Origin of the sequence: Chryseobacterium sp. C-71 (genome assembly GCF_020911865.1) — a bacterium.
Classification (GTDB): Bacteria; Bacteroidota; Bacteroidia; order Flavobacteriales; family Weeksellaceae; genus Chryseobacterium.
On record NZ_CP087131.1, the window covers coordinates 364,009 to 378,488 of the forward strand.

At 34.1% G+C, this 14,480-nt stretch carries 9 protein-coding genes; 7 read left to right on the forward strand and 2 right to left on the reverse strand.

The window, feature by feature from the left end; translation table 11 throughout:
- Positions 1 to 60 precede the first annotated feature (60 nt).
- A complete protein-coding gene (locus tag LNP04_RS01520) occupies positions 61 to 801 on the reverse strand; it encodes an NrtR DNA-binding winged helix domain-containing protein (protein WP_229984830.1) in 741 nt (246 codons plus the stop codon).
- A gap of 22 nt (positions 802 to 823) precedes the next feature.
- Positions 824 to 2,008: a sugar MFS transporter gene (locus LNP04_RS01525; RefSeq protein WP_229984831.1), complete on the reverse strand. Its 1,185-nt coding sequence runs from the start codon at positions 2,006 to 2,008 to the stop codon at positions 824 to 826.
- Positions 2,009 to 2,184: 176 nt separating this feature from the next.
- Between LNP04_RS01525 and LNP04_RS01530 the strand changes: the two genes are divergently transcribed.
- The 7 genes from LNP04_RS01530 to LNP04_RS01560 all read left to right on the forward strand — a co-directional run bounded on the left by LNP04_RS01530 (position 2,185) and on the right by LNP04_RS01560 (position 14,233).
- The gene (locus LNP04_RS01530; RefSeq protein ID WP_229984832.1) at positions 2,185 to 5,094 is read left to right on the forward strand and encodes a TonB-dependent receptor; all 2,910 of its coding nucleotides are present in this window, start codon (positions 2,185 to 2,187) and stop codon (positions 5,092 to 5,094) included.
- 11 nt (positions 5,095 to 5,105) lie between these two features.
- Positions 5,106 to 6,650, forward strand: a complete 1,545-nt coding sequence (locus LNP04_RS01535) for a RagB/SusD family nutrient uptake outer membrane protein (protein ID WP_229984833.1) — start codon at positions 5,106 to 5,108, stop codon at positions 6,648 to 6,650.
- Between the two features lies 1 nt (position 6,651).
- On the forward strand, positions 6,652 to 8,082 hold the full coding sequence (locus LNP04_RS01540; protein WP_229984834.1) for a glycoside hydrolase family 30 beta sandwich domain-containing protein: 1,431 nt from the start codon (positions 6,652 to 6,654) through the stop codon (positions 8,080 to 8,082).
- A 166-nt stretch (positions 8,083 to 8,248) separates the two neighbouring features.
- On the forward strand, positions 8,249 to 10,471 hold the full coding sequence (gene bglX, locus LNP04_RS01545; RefSeq protein WP_229984835.1) for a beta-glucosidase BglX: 2,223 nt from the start codon (positions 8,249 to 8,251) through the stop codon (positions 10,469 to 10,471).
- 274 nt (positions 10,472 to 10,745) lie between these two features.
- Positions 10,746 to 11,555: a family 16 glycosylhydrolase gene (locus tag LNP04_RS01550; RefSeq protein ID WP_229984836.1), complete on the forward strand. Its 810-nt coding sequence runs from the start codon at positions 10,746 to 10,748 to the stop codon at positions 11,553 to 11,555.
- A 93-nt stretch (positions 11,556 to 11,648) separates the two neighbouring features.
- A complete protein-coding gene (locus tag LNP04_RS01555) occupies positions 11,649 to 13,088 on the forward strand; it encodes a glycoside hydrolase family 30 beta sandwich domain-containing protein (protein ID WP_229984837.1) in 1,440 nt (479 codons plus the stop codon).
- A gap of 209 nt (positions 13,089 to 13,297) precedes the next feature.
- A complete protein-coding gene (locus tag LNP04_RS01560) occupies positions 13,298 to 14,233 on the forward strand; it encodes a hypothetical protein (RefSeq protein ID WP_229984838.1) in 936 nt (311 codons plus the stop codon).
- The last annotated feature ends 247 nt before the right edge of the window (positions 14,234 to 14,480 follow it).

The window sequence follows — 14,480 nt, forward strand, 5'->3', positions numbered from 1 at the left end:
TTTCCTAAAAATAATACTTTTCACTTGGTCTGAGAAAATTTTTTAAGAAAAATAAAAAAACTAATCTTTGATGAATTTGTAGAGATAAGGAGCCTTATTAGCAGAACCGTCGAAAAGTTTTTCCATTCTTTCTAATGAATTCATGCTTAGTATTTTACGCTGGAAGTTGTTTCGTCTGAATTTTTCGCCTAAAATAGTTTCATAAAGCGACTGTAAATCTTTCATAGTAAACTTCTCCGGTAAAAGATTACTTGCAGCGATCTGAGTATCAATGTTTTTACGTAAATATTCCAAGCCTTCAGCGATAACTCTATCATGATCGAAAGCCATCGCCGGAAGTTTGCTGACTTCAAACCATGCACATGTTTCGTTGAAAGCGTCAGGAAAGGTATTTGCTAAAGAAAAATCAATCAGACTGCAATATCCTACAGTGATAAATCTTTGCAGAATCCAGTGATCTTTTGGGACGTCAAGACCTTTATTTTGAATTAATGTTCTGTGCACATTGTTTTGTGTACGATTTAGCCTGCCAAATGTATGAAACTGTTCTAAAAATAGACCTTTAAGATGTGTTCTTTCGTACAAAACGCGATCCGCAGCTTCTCTCAGATCTTCATCTATAAATACAAAACCGCCGGGAAGCGACCACAAATCGAGATCATGGTATTTAAGCAAAAGAACTTTCAGAATATTGTCATGAAAACCAAAAATCGTACAGTCTACGGATAGATTGGGTATAAAGTCTTTGCTCTCGACAAGTTCCTTAAGGGTTTCAATGTTTCTGTTATGGTCAGTTTTCATGCAGTAAAAATAAAATTATTTTTTAAATTTTATTCATACTAATTTTAAAATAAGAATAAGCTAATACGGAAACCATAATTACTGCTCCCAAAATGTAGAGAGAGTAATAGGTAAGTATTTGATTTTTAAATAATAATGAAATTGTCATTGAGTTTAAAGAACTGCTTACTGACGACACAATTACAATTAAAGAAGTAAAAGTATTGATTTTATCTTTGTCAATTTTAGCGATCATCTTTGAGTTAATCACCGGATAGAGAGGTGAGAGAAACAATCCGATGACTGGAAATAGAAATAATAGAACTTTGGGATTTTCTGTAAAATTAAATTGAATTACCGAGATGACCACCAGCAAAAATATGATCATGAATAAACACATCATGAAATATCTGGATAATGAAAATTTATGAATAATCTTTGATGTGATTGCTCTGCCTGTGAAGGAGAAAAGTGCTAAGAAAGAGGATGCCTGCAATGCAAAAAAAGAATTGACTTTCAAATGATCTTTATAAAAAGCTGGAAGCCAGGAACTAAAGCTTTGTTCAATAAAAATAATGAAAAAACTAACGGCAAAAAAAAGAATAAATGGCAATTTTCCGAATCCAGATAAATCGGGAAGAACTTTGGTGTTTTTACTTTCCGGTTCAGCAACTTTAGTTCTTACAAAAAGGAAAACCGTAAAAAAAGAAATGAGAGAAATAGACATGAATCCAAACTTCCAATATTCTCCAAACTGACTTGAAATTAACCATCCAAAGCCTGTATTCACAACAAAAATACCAATCATAAAAGATGCTTCTACACTATTCATGGTTTTTGCTAAAGATTTTTCCTCGGTCATATTATTACGGATAATTCCGTAAACACAGATTTTCCCAATCGCAAAACAAGTTCCGATAATTGCAAACCACAGCTTGAAAAACCAAAATACTTCAACAAATGGCAAAAATAATGAGCAAGTGCCGACTAACATTAATGCAAAAATCAATGATTTTTTCGTCCCGAATCTGCTGATAAAATTAACTGCGAAAAGTGAAAAAATGGCAATCGGTATATCTTTAAAAGATTCTAAAAATCCCAATTTATCATAAGTGATATTTTGCTCTGAAAGCTGCAGTATCACAATGCCCATACAATTCAAAACCATTGAAAAAACAAGGAAGGTAAGCTTTAGCGGAAGAGAAATATTGGGTTGCTTAACACTCATTTCGGGATTATTTTTAACGTTTTTTAGTCAATATTAACTAATTATTACCATCTATTTATGCCTTTGAAACCCCAAAAATAGTGGAAATATTAAAATAATTATTAAATAAATGTTAATTAACCAAAAAAATATATATTTTTATTGTCTCAATTTGAGAATTAAAAAACTAACTGTATATGAATGTACAAATATCAAGAAGTTTAGGAATTATTGCCGCGCTTTATTTTACGGCAAATTTCAATGCACAAACTACACCTGCAGATACTGTTCAAAAGGAGCAGAAAATTGAAGAAGTAGTTATGATTGGTTACGGTACTCAGAAAAAGAGTAATGTAACAGGAGCAATATCAAGTTTAAAAGCTTCAGATATTGAAGATATTCCTGCGGGTAGACCAGAGCAAGTTCTGCAAGGTCGTGCTGCTGGGGTTTCGGTAATATCTAATTCTGGACAGCCAGGTTCAGCTGCAACGGTAAGAGTACGTGGTATTACCAGTTTTGGAGCCGGAAGTAATGATCCGCTTTGGGTTGTAGATGGTATTGTGGTAGATAACATAGCGTGGCTTAACCAAGCTGATATCGAAGGAATGGAAATTCTTAAAGACGGAGCGTCTGCTGCAATTTATGGAGTCTCTGCTGCAAGAGGTGTAATTCTTATTACAACTAAAAAAGGTGCTAAAGGCAGATTGAACCTTTCTTACAATGGATTTTTCGGCGTCGGAAGTGCTGCAAAAAAGCTTGACTTGTTAGATGCTTCTCAGTACGCAACAATCATGAATGAAGCTAATGTGAATGACGGACGAGATCCTTTATTCTCAAATCCTTCATCATATGGTAGAGGTACCGATTGGCAAGATGTTATTTTTAACAGTGCTCAGCGTTCTTCTCACGATTTTAGCATCAGTGGTGGAAGTGATAAATCTACATTTTATACATCTTTCGGTTTATATGAGCAGCAAGGTATTGTAATGCGTGATATTTCTAATTACAAAAGATTAAATGCAAGAATCAATTCAACTCATAAAGTTCTTGACTGGTTAACAATAGGGCAGACTTTAGCTTACACTCATGTAAAAGCACAAGGTATTAATGAAAATGGTGAATTTGGAGGTCCTCTAAGTTCTGCAATCAACTTAGATCCAATTACTCCATTGACAGTAACTAATGGAATTGCTAATCAACCTTTTCCAAGTGACTACAACAACCCATTTATATTGAGAGATGACATAGGTAATCCTTACGGAATTTCACATTATGTAAATAAAGAAATGTCTAACCCATTAGCATTTCAACAAACACAGCTGGGTAGAAACAGATATTCCGATGATTTTATTGCAAACGTTTTTGCAGAGGCCAAGTTTTTAAATCATTTTACTTTTAAATCTAGTATCAACGGAAAATTATCATATTGGGGAAATCAAGGCTTCAGTCCAAAATTTTATTTAAGTCCATCTTTTAAAAATGACACATTCAACAGTCTTTTCAGAGAAACACAAAAAAGATTTGATTGGAATACAGAGAACACAATAAATTATCAAAACAAATTTGGAGACCATAATTTAAGTGTGTTGTTAGGTCAGGGATATTATGAATTTAACATAGCCTCAGGTCAGAATACCACCTACACCAATCTTCCTGTAAATAATTGGGAAGACGCATCATTCAACTTTGATATTGCTCCAGAAAACAGAACAGGTAATGCATGGGATGGAAAAGAAACCCATAAGACTTCATATTTTGCCAGAGTAGTTTATGATTACAGAAATAAGTATTTGTTCACAGGTACAATGCGTAGAGATGGTTCTTCAAAATTTGGTAGAAATAATCATTGGGGGAATTTTCCGGCAATGTCATTAGGTTGGAATTTATCTAATGAAAATTTCTGGAGAGAAAATAACATCGTTAACAGTGTAAAACTGAGAGGAGGGTATGGAGTTTTAGGAAATGATGCAATTAATGATTTCCAATTTGCGAGTTTCTTGGTTCCAGGAAGTAACTATTCTTTTGGAAACAATAATATCAACATAGGTTATGCACCAAGTACCTTAGAAAACCCAGACCTAAAATGGGAACGAACTTCTCAACTTAACTTTGCGGTTGATTTAAAATTACTTAGAAATTTTGACTTAACTGTTGATGTTTACCGTAAAAAAACGACGGATATTTTAAGACAGGTAAATATTCCAGGGTATGTAGGAGTTACGAATAACCCGTGGAGAAATATAGGTGATATGCAGAATGACGGTTTGGAAGTTAGCTTAGGTTACAAGAAAAACTGGGATGATTTTGGAATCTCTGCGAATGGAAATTTCGGATATCTTAAAAATGAAGTTACAAGATTAGAAGATGATAAAGTATTTGAAAACTTTGCCTCTTTCCAATCTATGGGAGCCGTTTCTAGATTACAGGTTGGTGCACCTTATGGTTCATTTTTCGGATATCAAAATGCAGGAATTTTCCAAACCCAAGCAGAAATTGATGCTTATAAAAATGCAAATGGAGGTTTAATTCAGCCTAATGCAAAACCTGGAGATTTCAAGCGTACAGATGTAAATGGTGATGGTAAAATTACTGAAGATGATTATGTAAATTTAGGTAATTCAGTTCCAAAATATACTTTCGGTTTTACGTTAAACATGAACTACAAAAACTTTGATTTTATGATTTTTGCTCAAGGGCAGGCAGGAAACAAAATTTTCCAAGGGTTAAGAAGATTAGATATTCAGGATGCTAATTACCAAACTGCAATTTTAGATCGTTGGACTGGTGCAGGTACTTCCAATACTATTGCAAGAGTAACAAGAGATGATCCTAATCAAAACTATACAAGAATGTCTGATTACTATCTTCAAAAAGGTGATTATCTACGTCTAAAATTAGTACAGATTGGTTATACACTTCCAAAAAATATCTCTGAAACAATAGGTGCGTCTAAAGTGAGATTTTATGTGACTGGTGAAAACATCGTTACTTTTACAAAGTACACAGGTTATGATCCTGAAATTGCAGGTGGAGATACTTTTGGTATAGACAGAGCGTACTATCCTCAGTCAAGAACCTTCCTCTTTGGTGCTAATGTTCAATTTTAATTAAAGAAAAAATGAAAAATAAAAGATTTTTATATAAAAGTTTATCGGTGTTGCTTTTAGCAGGAGCAACTTTCGGTGCTGTTTCTTGTAATGACTCTAATCTTGAAGATGTAAAAAATACAGGAACATTTGATACAGAAAATTACTTTAGAAATGAGGAGCAATCCTTTAGTGGATTAGTGGCAGTATATGATCTATTAAGAAAGTATTCTGGCGGTTTTGAAAATGACGTTACATTTTTCAATGCAGCTTCCGATGATTTTTTCTCAGGAGGTGGTAGTTCTACAGACGGAGCTGGTATTCAGGGAATGTCAAATTTTACAATCAATCCGATTATCATGCCCGCAAGTTATTGGAGAGATTATTATCAAGGGATTGCAAGAGCAAATCTCTTGATTGACAGAATCCCAAATGCAAATATGAATGATCAGACCAGAAAAAGATTTGTTGCTGAAGCTAAAACATTAAGATCACTTTATTATTTTGAATTGGTTAGAATGTTTGGTAGAGTTCCCTTAATTCTGATTCCTATCAAATCAAATGATGATTACTACAATATTCCTCAGGCAAATGTGGCAGATATCTATACACAAATACAAACGGATATCTTAGCTTCAGTATCAGATTTACCAATGACCGCAACAGGTGCTGAAAAAGGTAGAATAACGCAGGGAACTGCACGTGCTATTTTGGGTAAAATTTATTTGTACAATAAAAAATACAGTGAAGCAGCAACCCAATTCGAAATGGTTAATGGAACTCCTGGAGGAACAAGCCAATATGGCTACAAATTGGTTGGCAATTTTGCAGATTTATGGGTAATTGACAACAAATTTACCACAGAATCTATTTTGGAAGTAATGCACACCAACAAAGGAAATTCAGATTGGAGTTTTTGGGGTTCAGGAAAAGATGAAGGGAATTCGGTTAATCAAATGATAGGTATTATTTCTTATGGTAAAGTTGTACCGCCTGCAGGAGCTCCAGCCAATAACGCTCCAGAAATGGTTTCGGGATGGGGCTTCAATCCGATGACAGTAGACTTATTTAATTTCATGCAAGGTGACCCTCGTTTGGATGCTACCGTTTTTAATGCTAAAAAATTAGTTCAGGACGGCAAAATCACGTATTCAGGAGGATATAGAGATACAGGATATTTCTTGAATAAATTTATGCCTAGAGAAGCAGATAAATCTACTCTACCTGGTACACCAGAACTAAACTTCCGTCAAAATTATATGGCAATTAGATTAGCAGACACCTATTTAATGGAAGCAGAGGCATTAAATGGATCAGGATCAAGAGCTCAGGCGCTTTTAGATGCAGTAAGAGCTAGAGTTGGATTAGCATCAGTTCCGGTTTCTTTGCAGGCTATAAAAGACGAAAGAAGAAGAGAGTTGGCTGGCGAAGGTCACAGATTCTTTGATTTGGTAAGATGGGGGGATGCTCCTGCAAAATTAGGTGCAAGAGGATTTACCGCCGGTAAAAATGAAATTTTACCAATTCCTTTTAACGAGCTTACAAACACGGCTTTGGTACAAAATCCTAATTACTAAAATGAAGTTTCAAAAATCATATAGTTTCTTTTTAAAGAGTACTGCACTGCTATTCAGCGGTGTGGTACTTTTATCTTTAACCTCGTGCAAGTCTGTTTCAACGGCAGATAATAAAGTTCAAATTTGGCTTACTAGAGGTGATGAAAGTGTAAAATTACAACAGCAAACTCCAATCAGTTTTGTAGATACATCTAATAATTTTCAGAATATTGAAATTGATGATAGTCAAAAGTTTCAATATGTTGATGGTTTCGGATATACATTAACAGGCGGAAGTGTCGAAGTAATTAACCGACTTTCAGTATCCAAAAGAAAAGCTTTATTGAACGAACTTTTCGGAAAAGATAAAAATTCGATCTCTATAAGTTACTTGAGATTAAGTATTGGCGCATCAGATTTGGATGGTGAAGTTTTCTCTTATGATGATTTACCTCAGGGACAAACTGATCCTACTTTATCTAAATTCAGTTTGGCGAGAGATAAAGATTTAATTGCGATGTTGAAAGAAATTTTAGTCATCAACCCTAAAATAAAAATCATTGCAGCACCTTGGTCACCTCCGGTTTGGATGAAAGATAATGGAAAGTCAATTGGCGGAAGCTTGAAACCTGAATTTTATGATATCTATGCAAAATATTTTGTGAAATACATTCAGGGAATGCAAAAAGAGGGAATTACCATTGATGCAGTCACACCTCAAAACGAACCGTTACATCCGGGAAATAATCCGAGTTTGCTGATGGTTTCAGATCAGCAGAAAGATTTTATTAAGCAAAGTTTGGGACCAATTTTTAAATCAAATAAAATTAAAACCAAAATTGTCGTTTACGATCACAATTGTAACAAACCAGAATATGCGATCAATATTTTAAACGATGCTGAAGCCAATCAATACATCGATGGCTCGGCTTTCCATCTATATGAAGGAGATATTTCAGCTTTAAGCACCGTTTATAAAGCTCATCCGAATAAAAACTTATACTTCACAGAACAATGGACGGGTGCAAAAGGTACTTTTAATGAAGATTTAAACTGGCATACAAAAAACGTTGTCATCGGTTCCATGAGAAATTGGAGCAAAATCGCTTTAGAATGGAATCTTGCCAATGATTCTGAATTTAAACCCCATACTCCGGGAGGTTGTACAGAATGCAAAGGTGCAATTACGGTTTCAGATAAAGAGAATTTTACGAGAAACGTAGGATATTATATCATAGCTCATGCTTCAAAATTTGTTCCTGCAAATTCTCAGAGAATTTCGTCAAATCAGACAGATAACTTATCAACAGTTGCATTTAAAACTCCTGAAGGAAAAACGGTTTTGATTGTTCAGAATTATAATAAGACAGACGAAAATTTTAATATTAGATATAAAAACAAAACAGCTCCGGCAAATATTACAGGAAGTTCGGTTGCCACCTACATTTTCTAAAATTATATGCAAAACAATTAGCAATTTTTAAATTTATTAAACTTTGTGTTCTTTGCTAAGTAGAACGCCTTTGCGAACATAAAAATCAACAGAATTATTTGCAAAAAAATCTTTGTGGACTTTGTGTTAAAATTAATTTAAAGCTTCCAGCAAAAAATAAATTAAAATGAAAAAACTTTATTTCATACTAGCATTTACCGCATTTGGACTTAATGCCTTTGGACAAAAAACAATTGACCAGAAAGTTTCTGAGCTTTTATCTAAAATGACCTTGGAAGAAAAAGTCGGACAACTCGTACAATATAGCGGCTTCGAATATGCAACAGGACCTCAAAATTCCAATTCGGCATCTGTTTTAGACGAAATTAAAAAAGGTAAAGTAGGATCAATGCTTAATGTTTCGGGTGCTGAAGAAACGAGAAAATTTCAGGAATTAGCTTTAAAATCAAGATTAAAAATTCCAATGTTATTCGGTCAGGACGTGATTCATGGTTACCGAACTACCTTTCCTGTAAATCTTGGTCAGGCTGCGAGCTGGGATTTAGGATTAATCGAAAAATCAGAACGAATTGCTGCGACAGAAGCTTCTGCTTACGGAATTCACTGGACTTTTGCACCGATGGTTGACATCGCAAGAGATCCAAGATGGGGTAGAGTGATGGAAGGTTCGGGTGAAGATACTTATCTCGGAACTCAAATTGGTTTGGCAAGAATTAAAGGTTTTCAGGGAAAAGGTTTGGGAAATCTTGATGCAATAATGGCTTGTGCAAAGCATTTCGCAGCATATGGAGCAGCGGTTGGCGGAAGAGATTACAATTCTGTTGACATGAGTTTAAGACAATTGCACGAAACGTATTTACCACCGTTCAAAGCAGCTGCAGAAGCGGGAGTTGCCACATTTATGAACTCTTTTAATGATATCAATGGAATTCCGGCAACGGCAAACAAATATATTTTAAGAGATTTATTAAAAGACAAATGGAACTATCAGGGTTTTGTGGTTTCAGATTGGGGAAGTATCGGCGAAATGGTTCCTCACGGGTACGCAAAAGACAATAGAGAAGCTGCCGAAAAAGCAATCAATGCAGGAAGCGATATGGACATGGAAAGCCGTGCTTACATGGCAGAACTTCCTAATTTAGTTAAAGAAGGAAAGGTTGATCCGAAGTTGATTGATGATGCAGCGAGAAGAATTTTAGTTAAGAAATTTGAGATGGGATTATTTGATGATCCTTACAGATTCAGCAACGAAAAAAGACAGAAAGAGCAATTAAACAATCAGGAAAACAGAAAATTCGGGAGAGAATTTGGTTCAAAAAGTATTGTTTTATTAAAAAATCAAAAAAATATTCTTCCACTTTCAAAATCGATTAAAACTGTTGCTTTAATTGGACCTTTCGGGAAAGAAACCACAGCCAATCACGGTTTTTGGTCGGTTGCATTTAAAGATGACAATCAAAGAATTGTAACCCAATTTGATGGAATCAAAAATCAGTTAGACAAAAATTCAACTTTACTCTATGCAAAAGGTGCCAACGTTGATGATCAGGACAAATCGATGTTTGCAGAAGCTGTAGAAACGGCAAAAAAAGCAGACGTTGTCATCATGACTTTAGGTGAAGGTCATGCGATGAGCGGTGAGGCGAAAAGCAGGAGTAATCTCCATTTCACGGGAGTTCAGGAAGATTTATTAAAAGAAATTGCAAAAACAGGAAAACCGATTGTCTTAATGATCAATGCCGGAAGACCTTTGGTTTTTGACTGGGCGGCAGACAATATTCCTACAATTATGTACAATTGGTGGTTGGGTACCGAAGCAGGAAATTCAATTGCAGATGTACTTTTCGGAACAATAAATCCTGGTGGGAAATTGCCGATGACCTTCCCAAGAACTGAAGGACAAATCCCTGTTTATTATAATCATTACAACACCGGAAGACCTGCAAAAAACAATACAGACAGAAATTACGTTTCGGCTTACATCGATTTGGATAATGATCCTAAATTTCCATTTGGTTTTGGTTTAAGTTATACTCAATTTAAATATTCTGATATGAATTTGAGTTCAACAAATCTTAAAGGAAATCAAAATTTAAATATCAATGTAAAAGTTTCTAATACTGGAAATTATGATGGGGAAGAAGTAGTGCAATTATACATCAGAGATCTGGTAGGAAAAGTGGTAAGACCTGTGAAGGAATTAAAAGGTTTCCAAAAAGTTTTCATAAAAAAAGGAGAAAGTAAGACCGTCAATTTTACATTAACTCCTGAAAATTTAAAATTCTATGATGATCAGTTAAATTTTGATTGGGAAGGCGGAGAATTCGATATTATGGTCGGAACCGATTCTCAAAATGTTCAGACAAAAAGAATTAATTGGTCAAAATAAATATTAGTTTACTTACTAAGAGCGGGATGAAACCCGCTTTTGGTGGTAAAAGACGTGAGTTTTTAAGTAAACGTAATCTTTGTCATTCTGAAAGAATCTAGATAATCTTTGTAGAGATGCTTCCAGCATGACAAACTTTGAAAATAAACCCGAGTTTGTCATTCAGAGCGAAACGATGTGGAGCGTGGAATCTATTCAATTATAATGGAGATTCGTCCGTCGTCAGAATGACAAGCTTTGGAGATAATCTTAATAATAAATTTTAAATAAAACTTTGAATATAAAATTCCAACATATCATTCACCTTTTAATCGGAGGAGCTTTGGCTTTCTGTGTTGAAGGTTGTGCTTCAAACAAGCCTGATTCCAACAGAAAATTAATCTGGAATGATGAATTCAACGGGAAAGGTTTACCAGATTCTTCCAAATGGAATTATGATGTTGGCGGCGATGGTTACGGAAATAATGAAGCTCAGTTTTATACCAAAAGTCGTTTGGAAAATGCAAGAATGGAGAACGGAAATCTTGTCATTGAAGCCAGAAAAGAAAACTGGGAAAAGAATAAATATACTTCGGCAAGATTGTTAACCAAAGGAAAATTATCCTTTCAATATGGAACAATTGAAGTCCGAGCTAAACTTCCGAAAGGTCGCGGAACGTGGCCTGCAATCTGGATGATGAGTGAAAATATGAAAGAATGGCCCGATGACGGCGAACTGGATATTATGGAGCATGTTGGTTTTAATCAAGGTTATATTCATGCTTCCGTGCATACCAAAAAGTATAATCACATTATTGGAACACAGAAAACCGATACGTTGATCGTGAAAAATGCTAGTGAAAAATTTCACATCTACAAAGCAGATTGGACACCTGAAAAAATTGATGTTTATATAGACGATCAAAAGTTTTTCACGTATGAAAATAAAGAAAAGACCTATGAATCCTGGCCTTTTGATCAACCCTATTTTATCATTTTAAATCTTGCTGTCGGTGGATTTTGGGGCGGAAAAGAAGGAATTGATGACACAATCTTTCCTCAGAAATATTACATTGATTACGTAAGGGTATATAAAAATGATTAGTATTAAAATTCCCCTCCTCTGGAGGGGTGGCGAAAATTCAAAAGAATTTTTGACGGGGTGGTTAATTATATATAAGAATAGAAAGAAGAAATAATGAAGAAACTAGTAGTAAGTTGTTTTGTAATGGGAGCTTTTTTTAATGCAAACGCACAAAATTACTGGAAAAAAAATGCAGGAAAATCTGCAAAAGTAATTCTCACCAATTCTAAGACCAACGAAAAAATGGTTGATAAAGGAACGGTGAAGTTCGAAAAAATGGCTCAGCCAAAAGAAACTGATGCCTGTATTTTTGTAGATCCGGATTTTAAGTATCAAAAATTAATAGGAATCGGTGGTGCTATTACTGATGCATCTGCCGAAACTTTTTATAAACTTCCAAAAAATAAACAGAAAGAAATCATTGAAGCTTACTACGGGAAAAACGGTTTGGGATATACCGTTGTTCGTACCAATATGAACTCATGTGACTTCTCCAGCGATTCCTATACCTACGTTACGGAAAATGATAAATCTTTAAAATCATTCAACGTTGCGCATGATGAGAAGTTTAAAATTCCGATGATTAAGGAAGCTCAAAAGGCAATTGGAAAAGATTTTACTTTCTACTTTTCTCCTTGGAGTCCACCAGCTTGGATGAAATCTAATAAAAATATGTTGAAAGGTGGAAGACTGGAAAATACTTTCTACCAAACCTGGGCTGATTATTATGTGAAATTCATCAGCGAATACGAAAAAAGAGGAATTAATGTTTGGGGATTGACTATTCAGAACGAGCCGATGGCAACACAAACTTGGGAATCTTGTATTTATACTGCTGAAGAAGAAGGAGAGTTTCTTAAAAATAATTTAGGGCCAACGCTTTGGAAAAACGGCTTTAAAGATAAAAAAGTAATGATTTGGGATCACAATCGTGATTTAATTTACCAAAGAGCGACCACAACACTAAGCGATACCGAAACTTCAAAATATGCGCATGGAATCGGCTATCACTGGTACGAAACATGGAATAACAAGACGCAGCTTTTTGATAATTTATCGGAAACACAGAGAGCTTTTCCGGATAAGTTTTTAGCATTTACAGAAGGTTGTAAAGAGCAATTTGATATGTCTAAAATTTATGACGTAAAATTGGGCGAATTATACGGAAGAAATATGATCAACGATTTCAACAAAGGAACGGCTTTATGGACAGACTGGAATGTTCTTCTTGATGAAACAGGCGGTCCAAATCACGTTGGAAATTTTTGTTTTGCACCGATCATCGCAGATACAAAAACGGGTGAAGTTCATTATACTTATGAATATTATTATGTTGGACACGTTTCGAAATACATTAAGCCAAATGCTCAGAGAATCGGAACTTCATCGAACAGAGCAGCTCTTACTTCTACAACTTTCATGAATGAAAACGGACAATTGGTAACCGTCATCATGAATGATTCTGATAACGATATCGACACCAATCTTTGGATCGAAGGAATGTCTGCAAAATTATCTGCACCTGCACATTCTATACAGACCGTAATTTTATAGCACATCATATTAACATTTTTATTATTAAGAATCGGCGATACCTTTGGTGTCGCCGATTTGGCGATAGCAGAATATATGAAAAATATTCTTGCACGATGCAACCGAAAATGTCATTATAATTATTTCCTGAAAAACGTTAGGAATTATTTTTTTGTGTTAACTTGCTTATGCTTTAATATAAATTATTATTTTCCTTATATATTTTTAATATGTTAAAATCTATATTTTACGCAGCATTAGAGAGAAAAAAAATAACAAATGATGAAATTGAATATGAAAAAAGTCTTCTTTTTGACATATACACCATTGTTCTTATTTTTATTTTAGGATGTAATATATTTCTTAATATTATTTTCCTCGAAGACTATCAAAATGCTACTGTCTTTCTTGGTCTGACTTTGTTGATGATCAGCACATTATTTTGGCCGGATAAAATTCGCTTTAAGAGAATTAATCTGGCAATTATATTTTTCTTTTTAGGAATAATTATATTTTTCTGTGATATCATTGGTGGTGAAGGCTGTATGAATTATTTATCTTACGTATCACTTACAATTGCTCTGTCATTTTTCTTTAATTACACTTCTGATAAATATGTTATTTTTTTTCTCATTGGATCTTATCTTCTTTGGTTTCTAATCAATATAGTTACCAATTATTCTTTATTTTTATCATTTCAGGAACACTTATCGCCCGAAAAACAATGGTATGTGAGAATCTATAAAGTATTGGAGATATCAATCTGTACTTTTGTAGGAATGTATTTTATCAATAGAAAAGAAAAAATGATTATCAAATATCATTTAGAAAAAGAAAGATTAAATAATCTTCTTGAAAAAACAGATCGTATTAATTTCTCAGGTGAATTATACGATTTGGCACTTAGCAAAAATTCATTATTCATAACTTATTTTAAATCTCAATATCCAGATTTTTTTGAAAAGATTCTGCAAAATTCTCCTACTATTATTTCTTCAGAACTGGAAGTTTGTGCCATGCTAAAATTAAATATGGGTACTAAGGAAATAGCTACCGCAACCAACTCTACCATACGAGCGATCGAAAATAAAAAATACAGAATACGCAGAAAGCTTAATATTTCTTCTGATACGGATATTAATCTTCATATAATTAATACATATTAATTCTTATTTTACAATTTAATAACTCTGATTTTCAACTAATTAATCATTTGAGTATATGTGAGTATGCTTGTGAGTAATTGTGAGCTGTGTTTTCTTTTGGGGTGACGTATTCTATTTATACTATTGCAGCATGAAAATGAATTAATAATCATTTGTCATACAAAAACACACTTGTCTATATACCAGAAGCTGGGTTCATATAATGTCCCAGCTTCCCCTAGCGGGATTTATAGACTTTATAAAACTA